General features: G+C 44.5%; 13 protein-coding genes. 5 read left to right on the top strand and 8 right to left on the bottom strand.

What is annotated here, in order from left to right:
* Positions 1-148: 148 nt before the first annotated feature.
* A complete protein-coding gene (locus M3636_RS22175) occupies positions 149-2,068 on the bottom strand; it encodes a beta-glucoside-specific PTS transporter subunit IIABC (protein WP_251384046.1) in 1,920 nt (639 codons plus the stop codon).
* Positions 2,069-2,160: 92 nt separating this feature from the next.
* Positions 2,161-4,857, bottom strand: a complete 2,697-nt coding sequence (locus M3636_RS22170) for a glycosyl hydrolase (RefSeq protein WP_251384045.1) — start codon at positions 4,855-4,857, stop codon at positions 2,161-2,163.
* Positions 4,858-5,156: 299 nt separating this feature from the next.
* On the opposite strand from M3636_RS22170, the gene M3636_RS22165 reads away from it, so the two are divergent.
* Both M3636_RS22165 and M3636_RS22160 read left to right on the top strand, forming a co-directional pair.
* Positions 5,157-6,164, top strand: coding sequence for an AraC family transcriptional regulator (locus M3636_RS22165; RefSeq protein WP_128100361.1), 1,008 nt, complete (start codon positions 5,157-5,159; stop codon positions 6,162-6,164).
* A gap of 158 nt (positions 6,165-6,322) precedes the next feature.
* Entirely contained in the window at positions 6,323-6,928 is a 606-nt protein-coding gene (locus tag M3636_RS22160) for a hypothetical protein (RefSeq protein WP_251384044.1), read from the top strand.
* Between the two features lie 207 nt (positions 6,929-7,135).
* Here the strand turns inward: M3636_RS22160 and M3636_RS22155 are convergent, their stop codons facing one another.
* The 3 genes from M3636_RS22155 to M3636_RS22145 all read right to left on the bottom strand — a co-directional run bounded on the left by M3636_RS22155 (position 7,136) and on the right by M3636_RS22145 (position 10,832).
* Positions 7,136-8,122, bottom strand: a complete 987-nt coding sequence (locus tag M3636_RS22155; RefSeq protein WP_251384043.1) for a phosphotransferase enzyme family protein — start codon at positions 8,120-8,122, stop codon at positions 7,136-7,138.
* Between the two features lie 495 nt (positions 8,123-8,617).
* The gene (locus M3636_RS22150; protein ID WP_251384042.1) at positions 8,618-9,229 is read right to left on the bottom strand and encodes a hypothetical protein; all 612 of its coding nucleotides are present in this window, start codon (positions 9,227-9,229) and stop codon (positions 8,618-8,620) included.
* A 4-nt stretch (positions 9,230-9,233) separates the two neighbouring features.
* On the bottom strand, positions 9,234-10,832 hold the full coding sequence (locus tag M3636_RS22145; protein ID WP_251384041.1) for a glycosyltransferase family 39 protein: 1,599 nt from the start codon (positions 10,830-10,832) through the stop codon (positions 9,234-9,236).
* A 166-nt stretch (positions 10,833-10,998) separates the two neighbouring features.
* On the opposite strand from M3636_RS22145, the gene M3636_RS22140 reads away from it, so the two are divergent.
* A complete protein-coding gene (locus M3636_RS22140; RefSeq protein ID WP_128100356.1) occupies positions 10,999-12,408 on the top strand; it encodes a CAP domain-containing protein in 1,410 nt (469 codons plus the stop codon).
* A 163-nt stretch (positions 12,409-12,571) separates the two neighbouring features.
* Here the strand turns inward: M3636_RS22140 and M3636_RS22135 are convergent, their stop codons facing one another.
* From M3636_RS22135 to M3636_RS22125, 3 genes are read right to left on the bottom strand one after another with little or no spacing between them, the layout of a single operon-like run.
* Positions 12,572-13,102, bottom strand: coding sequence for an isochorismatase family protein (locus tag M3636_RS22135; protein ID WP_128100355.1), 531 nt, complete (start codon positions 13,100-13,102; stop codon positions 12,572-12,574).
* 29 nt (positions 13,103-13,131) lie between these two features.
* Complete coding sequence (locus M3636_RS22130) at positions 13,132-13,518, bottom strand: iron chaperone (protein ID WP_251384116.1); 387 nt, start codon at positions 13,516-13,518, stop codon at positions 13,132-13,134.
* A 60-nt stretch (positions 13,519-13,578) separates the two neighbouring features.
* Positions 13,579-14,238 (bottom strand): M48 family metallopeptidase, encoded by a 660-nt coding sequence (locus M3636_RS22125; RefSeq protein ID WP_440131389.1) that lies wholly within the window; start codon positions 14,236-14,238, stop codon positions 13,579-13,581.
* Between the two features lie 250 nt (positions 14,239-14,488).
* Between M3636_RS22125 and M3636_RS22120 the strand changes: the two genes are divergently transcribed.
* The gene (locus M3636_RS22120; protein ID WP_128100353.1) at positions 14,489-15,250 is read left to right on the top strand and encodes a GNAT family N-acetyltransferase; all 762 of its coding nucleotides are present in this window, start codon (positions 14,489-14,491) and stop codon (positions 15,248-15,250) included.
* Between the two features lie 366 nt (positions 15,251-15,616).
* Complete coding sequence (locus M3636_RS22115) at positions 15,617-18,112, top strand: transglutaminase domain-containing protein (RefSeq protein ID WP_251384040.1); 2,496 nt, start codon at positions 15,617-15,619, stop codon at positions 18,110-18,112.
* Positions 18,113-18,297 lie beyond the last annotated feature (185 nt).

Genomic DNA, 18,297 nt, shown 5'->3' with positions numbered 1-18,297 from the left:
TTCTACGTAAAAAAGCCCGCTGTAGTCGCGGGCTTCGGTGCTTCAGAAATTGAAATATTTATATAGAGGGATACTTCATAAGTTAGGATGGAGATACTATCCCTTAGTGCAATCGGGCGCAGTGAAGTTACCCGACCTACCAGATCAACTATGGTTTAATTAAGATTATTGGTGTCCCTGTGGTAATTGTTTCCGCTTCGAATCCACTCACTGATGCATAGCTGCCAGAATTCGTGATGATTACTGGAGTAACGATATCAAAGCCTTTATTTTGGATCAGCACTAAATCGACCTCCATCAACACATCGCCAACATGAACCTGATCTCCTTCCTTCACATGGAGAGTAAAGCCTTCACCCTTCAGTTTGACAGTATCCATTCCGACATGGATGAGTACCTCTACCCCATCGTTACCAATGACAGCAATTGCATGTTTGGACTTGGTTATCGTTGCTACTACGCCATCTACCGGAGAGACAACGGTTCCCGCGGACGGAATAATTGCCACTCCCTTGCCCATTGCTTCACTTGCGAAAGCTTCATCAGCCACATTGGCAAGTGGAACTACCTGACCAGACAGTGGGCTATGCACTGTCAACGCCGTTACTGACTGAACTGAAGCTGAACTATGCTGTGTTGCATGAACTTCTTTTACAGATTCCGCATCTGCTATTGCTCCATGTGTGTCTGACTCTGACTTGGTGGATACATTCCGAGGTTTATATCCCCACAAATACGTTAAGATGAAGCCCACAACAAGACCTACCGCCATCTGCAAAACGTAACCGTAGAACCCCGCATCAACACCTTGCGGGTTGACGGCACCTGGAATACCAAATACGCCAGATGGAGCAAAGGCATATACCTTGGACAAGAAAGCTCCACCGATGACTCCACCCACACTACCACCGATAATCGCCATAACTAGCGGTTTTTTCTGTGGAAGTAACACCCCGTACAACGCCGGCTCACTCACACCTAGCAAAGTAGTTCCTCCCGTAGAAATACCTAACGTTCTCATTTGTTTATCTTTGGCTCTCAGTCCAAAAGCCAACGCTGCTCCTGCCATGGCAAACTGATTGGCTGCGAGCAAGCCCATAACGGAGTCATAGCCGATGGTTGCCATATTGTTAATAAAGATCGGAATAAATGCCCAATGTAATCCAAACATAACAATTAGAATCCAAGGTCCACCCAATACAAGCCCAGCGAGAACAGGATTAAAATTGTAAATGGCTGTAGTAATGTCCGCTAACCCGTTACTGAGGTACGATATTACAGGACCAATGATAAATAAGGTTAGTGGAACAGTTATTAATAACACGATGAATGGAGCCAGGAAATAACGGAAGCCTTGAGCTATACGCTTTTCAATTACGCGATTCAGCAGCGATGCGAACCAGACTGCTACAATCGCTGGAAATACGGATGAGGTGTAATTCATGATATTCATCGGAAGGCTAAGGAAGGTCAACTGCTGCTCGGAACCTACAAAACTCAGCAATGAAGGGTATACCATTGAACCGCCAATAACCATACCGATATATTGATTAAGACCAAAGTACTTCGCTGCAGAGGCGCCTAAAAATACGGGGAAGAAATAGAACAGTGTATCTCCGATCGCGTTTAACACAATATAGGTTCCATCCGTGGCAGTTAGAACACCAAACGCAGACAGACAGGCTAACAAACCTTTAATAATACCGCTCGCTGCAAGCGCTCCCATAATTGGCATGAATACACCGGAGATCATCGATGTGAAGCGGTCGAACAGATTCTTTTTCTCACCCTGTACATCATCGGACGAATTAGACTCCCCGAGGTCCCCTAGAAGGGATGACAGCTCGTTGAATACAGGCACAACTTGATTTCCTATGACAACCTGATATTGCCCCCCTTGCTGAATGACAGTGAGCACGCCATCCATTTTCTTGATTTCCTCAGCATTAGGGATTTTGTTATTTTTCAACTCAAATCTCAAACGGGTAACACAGTGAGTAACTTTATTGATGTTCTCCTTGCCTCCGACACTGCGTAACACATCCGTTGCCAGTTGACGATGATCCATGCCTAATCACTCCTTAAGGGGGATTCGGAATGAACCTACGTGAAGGTAAATTCATTCTGCCATTCACATTTTGGTTCATTCCGTATCCATTTTCAGTATTGTAAATAAACGTGACCTACGATCCCTGTTGGCTCCTGAATTAGGAACTGGGATAGGAAATCCTGCTGCTCTTTCACCAGAGTATTGGTTACTTCGATGACAAGTCGATTGCCCGTCAATTGTAGACATCCGCTTGCTTCATATGCGTACGGCGGGCAAATTCGTGTTCCAATGTCATAACCATTCAACCAAACTTGAGCCACTTCATATGGTTCTTTAATGACTAGTCGTGCGCGGTCAGGAACCTCATGTAGATCAAAATCAATCTCATATCGAACGGTGCCTGAGAAGTCCGGTCGTCGCTCTGGGACAGCGAGAGAAGTTAGCTCTACAGCCTGCCCATAGGTTGTGAAGGACGGGTATTGCATCGCTTTCGCCAAAGAGATATTCCACGTTCCTGTAATCTCCTGTACCTGCTCGTAAGCTCCGTTCGTCTCTAAACCAGCTGTGATCTGATTCATTACTCCTGAACCTTGAACAATCATCACCGATTCATACTTATCCAATCGCAGAGTGAACGTATGTTTCGCACCATCTACACGCACATGAAGCGGGCGGAGTGTATTAGCAAAGGCATCATAGATCACCCATTCGTTTAATCCTTCCTGCACAGGTATTTCAACCGTTGTCTCTAACGACTGTGCTGGATCTTCATTGAAGAACATATAGATATCACCGTCCTTATGACGGTAGTGATAATAGCGCAGGTATGGCTGATACTCTGATACAGAAATTTCATGCAAAGCTTCCCTCTGCATCCGAGCAGATAGTTCATCCAGTCCAACGATGCTAACACGCTCATGCTGTGCCAAGGCTGACAAGACTGCTGTACCATCTTCGCCTTCACTGCTGCGTTCAGGCATCCCTTGCACGAAGTACACGCGCAATCCCGCTTCCGCGAAGACAAGCAACTGTGCCATGAGATCACTTGGCAGCGCCTCTGCATATGGAATGATCAGAGCAGAGAATTGTTCGCCGTTCATCTGAAGTTTCCCATCCGAGGCTTGCGCCGATATAACCAGTTCAGCAGGCACAATATCAAAATCAATCTGATGCTGTGTAAGCTCTCGCGCTGGTTTCTGGAACAGCATATATTCGCCAGACCATTCCGCTTCGGCATGGTACAGAATTGCTGCTGGTGCGACATGCACACCGTCTGATAACAGATGACTAACTCTATTCATATAATGTGTGAGCGTTGGCAAGTAACGGTATTGAGGATCATGCCCATTCGCATACCAATGTGGTGGACAATCAGGATCAGGATACTTTTTCGGTGAGAATGCATGGGGTACAAAGTGATTCACACCTCTGACAAGCATATGATCCGTAAGCCATTTCATCAGCTTAAGCCCTTCCCCAAACCCATATGCGCCGTATACCTCACACATCGTACGCCCTTGTTTCTTCGGATCGAGATGTCCCAGAGAGGTTCCCATCTTCGCCAATCCGTAATGGAAGAACTCACCGTCCCATCCCGTGGAGGTAAAGGACTTGAAGTAACCATCATCCATTCCCGGCAAGATCTGATGCAGCACAACGTCTAGGCCTGACATATCTTGTCCCCATAAACTCCGGTAGAAGTGACCCGCTCCATAACCTAATCTGGCATGAGCATTATTGTCCTCGATGACATGCCCGATATACTCCACACGATGTTCCCTGCACCAATCGCCCAATCTTGCTGTGAAATGCTCTGCGTACAACGCCGTGAGCAGATTCATATAGTGATAGCGTATTTCATGACCTCTTGAACCTGCATTCGCCCATAATAGAGGTAACAAGCGAATAACATCCTCATCCGCAAGCTGTTCCTTTAACAGCTCAGGAAGATCCTCTCGCCATGGTAAAACCATATCTAGACGTCCGATGGACGCCATCGGTCCTTTTATATTGCCGAATCGCGGCTCGTCAGAGAAGAAACCAGCCAGAGTCGAGCCAAAATCATGCTTATATCGTTCATAATGCGCTTCATACACGGTGTCAATCAGAACCTGAGTTGCTTCTGGTACAATCGGATTCAGATATCCTTCCGTTGCCTGCTCACCGCCCTCATAGGTTAGAACCAGGGTGAAAATTCTCCAGCGCCCTTCAGGCAGATCCCAATGAACGGTTCCCCCATTCAAGTGGGGAGTCAGATTAATGAGTGAGTAAGGATCGATCTCATCGGGTGCAATTTTGCGAGCCGCCACCACACCTACAATGCGATCTTTAGCCGAGAAAGCTTCCAGCTGTTCACTCTTCTCCTGATCCGAATCCAATTGCTCGATACCAACACTAATGCCTCTCTGCCCTGGTCTTTGCAGTGCCCACTTCACCATTATGCCTGCCTGATTTTGTGGACCAACAAAGTCCTGTTGATGGACTTTCAGAAATTGCTTCTGATACTGGGGATAATCGCTCTTGATCCTCCCCGCGGCATACCCCGTCGGAAAATGGGAGTCATCTAAAATCCACACTTTCATGTTGCGTTCTCGTGCCTCATCCATGATGATGTCCAGATCTGTCCACCAGCGCGGACCCACAAAGTCCGGATGCGGACGTGATTCTACACACACAGCCTTGATGCCACTCTCGTCAATGATCTGCATATGTTCACGCAGTACATGCTCTTCCTCACCATGCTGCCAGAAGAAGGGCAGAATATAGTTACTCTCTTTCTTTTCCAATACCTCAGTTAGCTTTCTCATCGAGTTCTCTCCTCTCGCCTTGCATCCAACCAAATTATTAACACAAATGATTATAAGTATCAAAACTTCATATAGTTGAAAAATTAACCATTACGATATAACGGGGTAATCATGCATAATTCATCACTTTTTTTAGTGAATCGGGCATATATAAAACAAAACAAAGCATAATCCAAAACTACATTTCCAATATAGCGCTTTCAATCTAACGTCGAAATATCAAAACAGCATATATTGACTGTCATAATTACAGATGTTATGGTTGCATCAATTATTGAGTCCGCTAGGAGGTGCTTCATGTGAATCACGATCAATTAGATGTTAAACTTCGCACGCTTACAGACAGCGAAATTCGTTACAAGGCTCAACCTGCTGCCGCTGCTCTATCTTCCTCCTACAATTTAATAGATAAAAAAAACTATGAAGGGCAGGAAGTTTACGTATTTGCAGATGTCATAGCAATAAAAGACAATATCATGATATCTAAGCACACACGTTTTGCTGAGGTTCCACCTCACATTCACACCTTTATTGAGCTAAGCTTTGTCTATTCAGGGCAATGTTCGCAGATTATTAATGGGAAAAAGGTCACCTTGAAACAAGGGCAGATTTGCATTGTCGATACGGGTGTTCCGCACGCGATTCTGCCTACATCAGAAGAGGATATCATCATCAATATCCTGATTCGTAAGGAGTATTTCACCTCTTCATTTCTAAGCAAGCTGTCGAACAACGGCATATTATCCCACTTTCTAGGCAATGCGATCTCTGATCGACAGAACCACAACAGGTACATTATTTTTCACTCAGAGAACAATACCAACGTCCCACTCCTGATGAGACAACTGCTCTGTGAGTACTATGAGCCCTCATTAGGCTCTTCCGATATCATGAATTCTTATATGCTGTTGATCTTCTATGAGCTGCTGCGGGTGTTCCAATATGACACGAATCGTCCAGGCACGTTGACCCAAAGTAAAGTGACCATCATTGAAATATTGAAATACATCGACCAACATTATATGGACTGTACGCTCACATCCACCGCAGAACACTTCAACTTCAATCCCAATTACTTGTCCACTATGATCAAAAAAACAACAGGCCAATCCTTCAAGGAGCTTGTCCAACGTGAGAAGCTTAACTACTGCTCATTCTTGCTCGCCAATACAGATCGCCCTATCTATGAAATTGCAAACAGTACAGGGCACAGCAACCTCAATTTTTTCTATAAAAAATTTCAGAGTCATTTCGGTATAACACCACAGCAATATCGGGAACAGCACATGGTTAGGCTGCCAGAGTAAGCTCTACGAGTAAGGAGCAACAGTACGATGTCGCTATAACTTCTGGTCAGAGCCTGTGCTCTCCAATTCATTCCAGGCATCGTGACATATGCTTATTGGTTCGCAACCTTTCCTACTACCGTTCGTCTAATCACTAATAACTGAATAGGGAGATGACTATGCGGATAACTTGCGAAGCTGGTACTGGATTTACGATTGGCAAGATTGCACTTCAACCAGAGGCACTGGACGTAGACTGCTCCAGCAGCCAGATCACCACTGTGGTTGATCCTGAACGAATCGCTATCCCCTACGTGGATGATGCTGAATATGGCGCGTGCTTCGATAAAATGACCATGATGGAAGGCACCTACCAAGAGGAATTTGGGAAAAGTTATGATGTTGAATTTACCATTGATGTAGACAAGAAGGGGTACATTACAAAGTTTGAGCATACGTTCCCACTGGAGCGTTATATTGACCTTGTGCAGACACAATCCTATCAAGTGATTCGTACCAATTGGCGTGGTCGGACATTTCACGTAATGACGTATGCATACGCTGAAGAAGTGCGCAATCCGAATAATGTCATTTATCGATGTACAAATGAAGAAGACGTATTTGTAGTAGGTGAGATTGTTTCTTACTCCACTACATCATCCACCGGTCAACGCTACGGTACGCTCCATTTCCGTGCCTTAATCTCTGCCAGGGATGATCTCTATCCCCTTAGCTACATGTGCAAACCCGATTTCGATCTAACCATTCATGCTTCGGAATCATAGTTTGGCAGTTTGGCGATACATAATATGAAAGAGCGCTAGGTTTACCCTGATGTGGGTTCACCTGCGCTCTTTCATGAAAGTAAAGTATACGTTGCCTTTAGCATGTTGCTTTAGGAGTGCTGCTTGTGGGGACTAGCTGGTGCTATTTACACGTTATGAACTCTGATAAGGTAGTCATACTACGTACGCATTGCAGCTCCTACAACTCTACGATAGCGGTTGAGCGAATAACTTCGCTTTTTCTACCAATGACTTCTCCAGCCTCTCCCGCAATCCACACATCCACTCAGGCTCATGCGCCCATTGCTGAGAGGTAGATCGAAGTATACGTACATAGCCGTACAGGTTGGCGAAGCGGCGACATACCGGAAACATCGTCTCCATATCAACCGTTTCTTCGGATACAGACCAGTATCCTCGCATAAAGGATTGTTTCATACGCTCCCAGTGCTCTGGCTCAATCTCCTCCTGTAAAGTATCCAATGATTGCTGCACATCCATCGCATACCAGTGAACCATAGCATCATCGAAATCAATGGCATAAAAAGCATGATTCGCCTGATCATAAAATACATTATCCAGTTCAAAATCATAATGAATGAGACCGAAGTTCTGCCTCGTAACAGGCCATGATGCTAACACTGTTCGCACAGCATTGACCTCATTCAAAGCCTCTGTCTCATCCGAAAACTCCTCTAACACACCTTGCATCCAATCCAGCACTTCTGTATAAGTCCAGCGACCCGTATGCTCTGGCACGTATTGACGGGACACGTTGTGCAGCTTGCCTAGTGCCTGACCATAACCGTGAACAATCCCCTCATCCAGTTCAACACGAGCAAGTGATATCCCTGGAACCCGCTTGAACACCGATGCATAATAGGCCCCCCACGGTGTATGAACCTGAACAAGCTCCTCCCCGTTATGTGCCGGAACAGCCTCCAGCGCTCCATATTGATGTCGGTGAAGCTCATGCAGGAATGCTAATTCGGCTTCTATATTTGATTTATCCTTTTCGTCCACAGGTGCAAAACGAAGCAACCGAACCTCCTCTTGAAATCGGAACGGGTACACCGCATTCGACGATATCCGGTAATGTTGGAACATATCCAGCGACTCAGCATCATAGTCCCATTGCTTCAATATCATCTCGGCAAGATCATGGTTGTGGAATAAATATTTTAATTTTAACATGGGCATCTAGCTCCTCATTTTGATTTTGTTAATACTTCTTGGGCTTACTGGGTCAAAAGATTGACTCCAAGCATCTATTGCCTGCAATAGATCGTTTCATTGAGCCAACGCCGAGTTGAATGGCTATTTATGCGCGCAAAAAACCGCAGGCTATGCCTGCGGCTTTTAAAATTCGTGGTGTACAAGAAGTATGCATAAACAAATAAACCTCGTCAGCACCAGGAAAAAAATGCAGTTATATCCCTATGGTCAGCAGCCATCCGATGGAATTCTGAGCAGCCTATTGCCGCAGCCTAACCCCCGATGTCTGCTGTATCTATTCAGTTCATAATCACCTTAATGGTTGTAGTCATTGGGTTCATCTTAGCCCGTCGTTTCATGACGCTCACTCCCTTCGATAAACAAAGTTATTTCTATAATAATCCAACTATTTCATGTAAGCAATTACAAAATCGCCTCACTACCTCAACACTTAGCATGTAACATCTTCAACATTTAGAAAGCGTTGATCACAATCCGTTCTATCTTCTCCGTATTGTCTTGGTACCAGATCATGATCATATCCCCTTGCTTGAGATCAGACAACTGTAATGCCGAACTAGCGTTTGAATTGTTATCCTGAATCCCCATCGCCATTCCTCTAGTAATGGTCACATCATCATTCACCGTCCATTTCATTTCCACGCCCGTAGCATTCATTTCCATGTTAGTTCCTGGAAAACTCCCCTGCTGACTGTTGTCGCTCGAACTGGAGGGTTGTCCGTTCTGCACCGGCTCCAATAATGCCACGGTGATTACATTGCCATCGACAGAGATCACTTTGCCCATGGAATCTGCATTCATCATGCCTCCCCGCATGGCTTCCCGGTTACCTGTACGTGCATCTGAATCTGTTCCGCCAGCACCACCTCGATTGAAACCTCCGTTAGCATTAGGCGCACCGTTCATACCTCCATCGCCGCCATTCATATTAGGAAATCCAGTCATACCTGGATTGGAACTCGGCATTGCAATCTGCTGAGACGTAATGGCATCACAGGATACCAAAAGGACAGAACATACAAGCATCATCCATATATAAGATGTAGTTCTATTACGTTTATGCATACGGTCACCCTTTTCCTAGGGAAGTCTGTGAAGCTGGTTTCCAGTCGATTTTTCCTCGAAATACGAAGTCATATACATCCTTGAATCCCATGTAGGACAGCACAATGAGCAGCGGATATACCGGATAAATATACCTCGACTTGATCTCCCACAAGATATAGAATCCGATAAACCCTAGAATCACTAATATCAGCGAAACCTCATCGTATCTCTTGGCACGTATCGCACCGATCACCCGAATCAGGATGAAACAATACATCAAGAAGTTCATGACATATACGATCCATAACACACCAACTCGGTACGGCGAATCTCCTGCAAATAATTCTGTCATTGGATTCGTATAACTGTAGGAGCCTGCAATTCCTGCACCCCCACCTCTACCTCTTCCCATGTCCGTCCCACTTTCATTACCGATTCCATATCGATCCATCTGATAGGTACCCTCAGTCCACGTCCATATGACCTTCTTATAGTACATTTCCGCCAGTTCACCTAAGCTTGCCTCGGATAACTTCCTCTCAATCTCTTGCTTAAATAGCTCTACACTTGTTGCTTGATTGTAGTTCGCCTCTCGCTGATAGATTCGATAACTCTCCATATTGTCCCAGAATCCGAATCGTTCCAGATTAATCCCCATATTGAGCCACATGTAGATCGGTGCCGAGTTCTCATTCACGGATCCTTCAACGGTATGCGTCGATTGCAACACTGCATTCTGCGTCCAGCTTGGAACGTTAAATAGAATAGACAGTATGCCGATGGATGCTATAACTTTTTTGACTCCAATATTGCGCCAGTTAAGCAGGATATACAGAATAGCAGCAATCAGGATGACCGCACCCACACTTCGGAAATAGTTACCGATCGCCAATAGAACAGCAGCTATGATCAACATGCTCCACGATGTTTTTTTCGTAAATCGGATCAAGCAATGTAAGGAAGTTGTAAAAAATGCGGTCGCAATCACATCGTTATAGATCAGATTGTTCATAAATAACGACGGAAGATACGTCGCTGCAAAGATTAAAATGCCATAATCACGCGCTGTGGATCTGCGATTCAATTGTTTATAGATCAGATAGATCATATAGGTCGTTACGAGTGAAAAGAAAATATTAAATAGCTTAATAACCAGATAATTGTCTGGAAACAAGTAGAGCAACGTTTTTAAATACAGCACGATAGAGAAATTGAATGGAAACATATGCAGATATCCACCCGTCTCAAACGAGGAATAGTCCTGATCATAGAGCATATTCATCGCCAGAGAGAGTACAGTCTGTGAATCATCTGTAGGCACACGCGGGAACAGGAAAATAATCCCCACCTGAATGACAAACGAACAAAGTAACACCACAGGAATGACAACCTTGGGGCGGAATTTATCCAATGTCAGACAGAGCCTGTAGAGCAGGATGCTAGATACGAGTAGTACGATAATAATTGGAATGAATATATCCCATTGCTGCGTCTCTAATATGGGATTATCTCCATACATGGCGTAATTGTACTGCGCCCGGAGAAAGAAGGACGAAGCGATAAATAGCCCAATACATAACGCCATAATGAGATAGAGCGTCTGATGAATCACCTTAAACATGTCACAACTCCTTTTCCATTACAGGATTCGAACCGTATTATAAGGGCTCTAACTGAAAAATCGCTGAATTTAAGGAGAACAAAGCTAACGAAAGATACCTCTGCTGTCGATAATAACCATTAGATACATAATATTAAAATTTATAATTAAAAAAGGAGATTGAAACATGTTTAATGGAAAACGCTACATCCGTTCGTTACTAACAGTACCTCTAGCAGGTCTACTACTCGTTTTGTTTGCATCCCAGCAGGCTTCGGCAGCTCCTATCGACAGTTTGTTACCGGAGCGGAGCGAGCAAGAGATTACTCAGAAGTGGAATGAATGGATGAGTGAGAAAGATAAATCCGTGACATTCACTGAGACACCTTCCGCTATGGCACCTTATATTGCGGGGAAAATTAGTGATGCTTCCTTAGAGCACGCTCTGAATGCAGCTAACTTTTATCGTTTCCTGTCAGGACTCGAGGGGGATCTCGTTCTAGATGCTGCGCTCAATCATCAAGCACAACATGGAGCAGTCGTTATCTCTACATCGGCGCTGTCGCATTATCCGCCTCAACCGGTGGACATGCCAAAGGACTTTTACGACTTAGGTGCCAAGTCGGCATCAAGCTCCAATCTGTTTGCGGCCTACAGCTCCAGAGGAAATGTCGCAGTTAATAGTATTGAGGCTTATATGGATGATTCGGATGCGAGCAACATTGCTGCACTAGGTCATCGCCGCTGGATTTTGAGCACACAATTGAAGAAGACCGGATTCGGTGTTGCGTACCGTGATAACAAGTCGTATGCCAACCAGTTCAGTACCATGCAAGTTTTCGATACCAGCCGTGCGGAAAAGGTAAACTATAATTACAGCTTGTATCCGAATAAAGGGGACTTTCCGATTGAAGCATTCAAAAGCTCTCAAGCTTGGTCCGTACAACTGAACCCAGATGTCTTCGCGAAGCCTTCCCAATCGAATGTACGAGTTGAGGTTGTTCGCTCATCAGATCAACGGACGTGGGTATTAGGAGCCAATCATAAGAACAGCACTGACCCTTCAGGGGCATACTTTAATGTAAATAACGATTCGTATGCATACAATTACGCTATCATTTTCCGTCCAGATCAGATTCAGTCTTTGAAAGAAAATGACACGTTTAACATCCGAATTACAGGTCTGAAGAAGAAAGACGGCTCCAATGCCGAGATTACGTATCAAACCCGATTCTTCTCTGTAAATAAGACACAACCGAATCCGGGGGTAGACCCAGGTTCACAGGAACCTGATCCCCAAGATATCTTGGATAATTTCCTAGTTAAATTCCAATACACAGCAGACCGTACATTAAAGATTAATGGGACACTGTTGAAATATGCTAACCAAACCTTCACCTTCCAGATCTATGGACCATCACCCGATGAGAGCCATATCAGAACAGTCACTGTAAATGTAGATGCACGTGGTAGATTCGGTCTCACACTCCCTAACCTGTCCGCTTCCGATCTCAACATCTACATGAAGGTCAGCGATGATATTACCTATCTCATTACAGCGGCCGGCAACTCAAACGTGACCTACTATATTAATTAACTAGATTCAACTGGTTTACACGAACCACTCCGATGACAGAGCAACGCTCTGATCAACAACAAAAACAGTCGGGAAGCCTTGAAGGCATGTCCGACTGTTTTCTTGTAATGATGCATATCCATTCCGTCAGGAATCTGTGGCAGAAATCTTTTGATAAATAAACTTAGGTGTACATTTCCTTGAACTCATCCACATATAACACTTCAATACACCCAGACCAATTGAGAATCGAGCCGACAAAGTCCTGTATGTCTAATCCCTTCATCTCATACGTCTCCTCGGTGTTGACAGTGCCTGTCGCATCCTCGATCAAGGTCACCTGGAAACCTTCATGCTCTGCCGTAATTGCTGTGAACAGACAACAGTATTCCGTATTGAACCCTACAATACATACATGCTCGATGTGCCGTTCCAACATCCATGTCTTTAACTCCGGATTGCTGAACGCACTCGGCTTGCTCTTCTCCAGCACAGGGTGCTGCTTCGTATCGAGCACAATCTCTAGATTGGCATGCTCCTTATAATACAAAGACGAGCCCTCTTGCTTGTAATCTACATGCTTCATATATACAATCGGCCAGTCCCGTTCCTCAAACTCAGCAATGACAGACTGAATCTTGGCAACTGGTTCTGATACGTCACGCAAACGTACAATCCCCTGCTGTACATCCAGTACGATTAAGGCCTTATTCATCTAAACTCTCCTTTGATCAGGTGGGTTTATTACTTCTTCTGCTTCTTCGTTGCTGCTTTCTCCACGTTCTCTTTCACCCGGAATTCAACAATTCGTCGAATCAACGCTTCGGGTAAAGGCTGATTGTGCGGGAACTGAACCGATCCCTTCGCACTTTTGAATATGGAGAGTTCCTCTTGAAATGCTGTGATCCCACTAGGAGCTGGGTAGAATCCAATATGATTCTGGTATGCAGCAAAATGAACCAAATTCCCATGCTGCGCATACGTGGGCATCTTGTAACTGATCTTCTCTTCCGCATTCGGGGCTGCTTCCCGGATCATCTGCCTTAACGCTTGAAGTCGTGCCTGCACCTCAGGTGCAAAACCCATAATATATTCGTCCACCTGCACAGAAAATGGGGTGTTATCTGGCATCATTAACTCCTTCCACCACGGAGTAAACCTCGTGGTACGGGTATTTGGATTCATTGTAATTCACAACGTCATCGCTCGTCCATGTCTCATCAGGTAGTCTTCCTTCGATTTGTAATCAGGCATAATGCTGCCGACACGACGCCAGAACGAGCGGTCATGATTCATATGATGAATGTGGCAGAGCTCATGGATAATGACATAATCAATGACCTCATATGGTGCCATAGCTAGGCGATAGTTAAAGGTTAGCTTTTTGTCCCAACTACAACTTCCCCACTTCGTGGCAGATTCCACAATATCTACAGACTTCGGCTTCACCTTCAACTCCTGTTGGTAGCGGATGATGCGCTCCCCAATTACTCTTTTGCATTCACTAAAGTAGAACTTCTTCAGCGTCGCTCTTAGCTCCTCTTCCCCCAATCCCTCGACAGGGATTAATTCATGTAGTGCATATTCCTTACCAAAATGTAAAAATGCTCCCTTGCCCTCTTGTTCGTACTCCTTAGCCTGAGGGCCTTCCAGTGCCTGTTGCATGAGCGCCGATTTGGTCAGGATGACCTCTCCGTGCTGCTGCACGAGTGCTGTTAACGCCTCTTCACTGGTGCCATTAGGTGCCTTAATGGTGACCATGTAGGGCAAGTCCATCGTGATGGAAGCTTTTTTTCGTTTGCCATATTCGATATGACATGTAATGATCTGTCCCTGAATCTCTATAGTAATCATGTTGTACTCCATTTCTGCAACTTAAGCTGTCTACCGATGCTTGTTTACTGATATAACTTCTTATTTGTAACTTCTTGTTTATCCTTACTTGTTATTGCTGCATTTCACTCTATCCTACAGATTGTATACCAATAATCAGATGTTTAACATCCGAACGATCTCAATTGAATTTTTATTTATTTTTATGTATTATTATTTAATTCAATTCTTACATATATTTGATCATTAAACTGGGAGGATGAACCAAATGTATGCAATAGAGTGTACGCATCGGCATATTGAAGAATTAACGCTCAACCACTGGCAGCCTTTATCAACCTCACTGTATGACGGATGGGTGCTGCGTTTTGCCAAAGGATATACGAAGCGAGCCAACTCGGTTCAAGCGATCTACCCTTCTACCCTGGATGTACATGAGAAAATCACAGCCTGTGAGCAACTCTATACGTCCAACCAGCTAAGTACCATTTTCAAAATCACACCATTTGTTCAGCCAGAAGAATTAGATCAGCTCTTGCAGGATAAAGGTTATGTCGTCATTGATCGGACGATCGTACAGCTTCGAAATCTGGAGGAACTAAAAGCTCCTGAGCATCTGGAGGTACATATCGACGAGCAGCTAACTGACGAATGGTTGAACCATTTCTGTCGTTTGAATGCGGTCAACGAGGAATTCAGGGAAACGATGACACAGATGCTCTTCAACGTGCGCGCAAAGACAGGTTTCATCACCCTATCTGTTGATGGCGTTGTGGCGGCCTGCGGGCTTGGTGTGGTTGAGCAGGGAGTAATCGGACTGCATGACATTATTACAGAACCAACGTACCGTAATCGCGGCCTGGCGGAGCAGATGATTCTGCATCTGTTGCACTGGGGTAAAAATCATGGCGCAGTGTCAAGCTATCTGCAAGTCGTTGAAAACAATGCCCCCGCACGGCGGCTATATGCCAAGTTGGGGTATACCGATGCCTATTCGTATTGGTATCGGATTAAGCAATACACACAGTAAAGCTTCAATATATAAGGTAGTCCATACAAAACCAACAAGTGCCTCGCTTATCTAATAAGAAAGGTCTCTTGTTGGTTTTTTGTTTTAACATCCTCACGTATAAACAAAACTACTCCATTTTGCCTAATTATAGGTCTCAGAACCCTCAATACCTGCCTTGACAATAAGCCATTATGACCATAAACTAGCAAAGATATTAGGGAATTAATAGGAGGTTTTGATGGTAAGAGGATCGTAAACGAGTTTTACCCATCTATGCACATCTTCGGATGAAAGGCTTATTAGTATATAGATCGGTAGATAGAATCTCATGTAGAACGACCAAGACAAACGTAGAAAATCAGAACAAGTAGAAAGCGGTGTACCATGAAACGACTATTTTTCATTATGTTCGCACTCACCCTGCTCCTCGCCGGTTGCCAGAGTAATGATCAGGAGAGCAGCCCATCCGAGAATGAACCTACCGAATTACAGCAAGGCTCCAGCATTTTAAGCTTAAAAGAAAAGTATGGCTCGGCATCCGACAAAGCAATGATGCCCATGTACAACGTAGCACAGGATGAAGAATTTACGTTTAAGTTTAAAGCAGATTTGAGCCAATCAAGACTATCTTCTGATGATATTATTTCTGTACATACTGATATTAAAGGACTTACAGCCAGTAAAGTATATGCTCTTCCTGAGATTAATGGAGACAGCGTATCGATTAAACCACTAGGCTGGGGAGTACTAAGTTCCGAAGCAATGATGACGACTGGAGACAGTGGTTGGGGTGGCGCTCCCATCTATTATATCCGTCTGAACTATGATCCAGATGCGGAAAAGCTTACTTTGCTCGATCAACCACTCATCATTCCTTTTACGGTGAAATCGGAGTTACCTGTTCCTAAACTGAATTATGTTATCGATAAAGATAGACGTTTCTCTTTAGTATGGGACAAGGTTGAAGGCGCCACTCAATATAAAATTTATAAACGTATTGACCGCAGTAGAATTTTCGATCCATACAATCTTCCTCTGCAAGGTGCAGAAGAGGCTTACAGCGAGAGCACGCCTTTGGTTATCGCAACGACAACCGAAACGACCTTTAATGATTTTATGAAAGATGGGCAAGGCGGCCTTAGTATTCATAATGACATGATTACAACGCATCAAAATTTCGGTATTCAGGGCGAGTACTACGTAACCGCACTGGGTGAAGGCAAAGAATCCAATTTCAGTAATGGAGTTGCTACAGCGCCATTGGCATCGCAGTTACCGTCCGAGTTGAAAGAACAACTCTATCTCCATACATTTAGCAGCGTTACCTTGCTTCCTCAGAAAATTACGGTAGAGTACAATGATGGTACACTAGCCCGTGAAACGCTTGTCTATGATACAGCTAATGTGAAAATTTCAGAGTTCAATGAAACCGAAATTCCTTTTCACATCAAAGGAACAGCACTTAAAAGCTACGTACGCGTAGAGAATGTCACTCAGGAGGATCTAGACAAGCTTACACAGCAACGTGTGGCCGATTCCAGCAATGGACTCGTTGAACCCAAAAATGATACTCCTTACGTACCTGCACCTGATGTACCAACGATTATTAATAATCATGAGACACCCGCTGTAGAGGATAGTGCAGACTCTTCAGCAGCAGCAACAACGGAAACCAATGACAGCACGGAAGAAGTTTCTGAAGAACCGGCAAATGAATCTACTGGCGATACTTCAAACGAGACAGTTGCTCCAGATACCAATGCTGAGACAGATACTCAGACAGACTCCCAGCAAAACCTTATAGATGAGCAAAAGTCTAATACCGAGCAAAATGTTGAACAAGGCAATCAGGAGATCGTGCCGGAGCCTGCTACCGGTGATGATTTCATCAATGCAGATTCTGCACTTGAGGAAGTTTTAGCTAAAAATATGATTGCCGCTCAAGACAAAATCTCACTGAAAGCTTTTCCTGAAGCCCAGAATTTTACCACGCTCTCGGATGTTGTCTTGAAAGTAATGTACCAGAATCCGCTGATTCTTGGGGTTGAAGGCTTCGAATACAACTACGGTACACTTACCCTGTCCATTTATTACGAAGAATCGGCGGCAGATATCCAGAGAAAACAGAGCGAAATCATCACAAAAGCCAAAGAGGTTGTTGCATCCATTATCAAACAAGGCATGAGCGATGATGAGAAGCGTAAAGCGATCTATGATTATCTCAATGACAATGCGACATATGATGATGCCGCACTAGAAAATGCGGAGCAGAACAACTTCAAGCAAGTAGATGCACAGTATAATGACTCATTTACGACGTACGGTATTTTGGTGAAAGGTGTAGGCGTCTGTGCAAGTTATGCTTCCGTATACAAGCTGCTCTCAGACCTGTCCGATTTGGAAAGCATCGTTGTCACTGGAACCTCCAGCGGCGTGCCTCATGCATGGAATAAGGTCAAAATCGGAAACGAATGGTTACATGTCGATGCGACCAATAACCTGACTAACTCGGGAATCCCTTATTTCTTATACAATGCCAATGACGAAACGGCTCTGAGTCAGAAGACGGTAGCGGATAAAGACTATTGGCTGGATTCCGAGCTGGATCAGTTCAAAGGCGAGAGTGACAGCAACGATTATTATGTACAGAACAACCTTGAAGTCGCATCCATTAGCGAATATAAAACCAAGGCCGAGACAGAGTTGAAAAAAGGGGAGACTTCTGTCATCCTACGGTTCGCTTCACCTGTTAATTCAGATGAACTGATGACAGCCGCTGGTGAAGCATTGGCTGCAGTGGATGAATCATTGCTGAATACAGCACAGCTTGCCACCCTTGGCAGCTATGCCATTCTGGAATCTAAGCCAGAACAGAAATAGTACAAGTTCTAATCTGACACGAGACATACAAAACGGGACAAGGCAGCTTACCACTGCGTTGTCCCGTTTTCTTTTTGGCGGATTGTAATATGCGATACGACACCGACTGGAATACATTGTGTTGACGAAGGCTCTATGTGTATCTATATGAATCAATAGTCTTACCTCGGTAATGGCATGTGTCG

The sequence above is a fragment of the Paenibacillus sp. MER 99-2 genome (genome assembly GCF_023714095.1).
Lineage (GTDB): Bacteria > Bacillota > Bacilli > Paenibacillales > Paenibacillaceae > Paenibacillus.
This window is presented reverse-complemented; position numbering and strand designations above follow the sequence as displayed.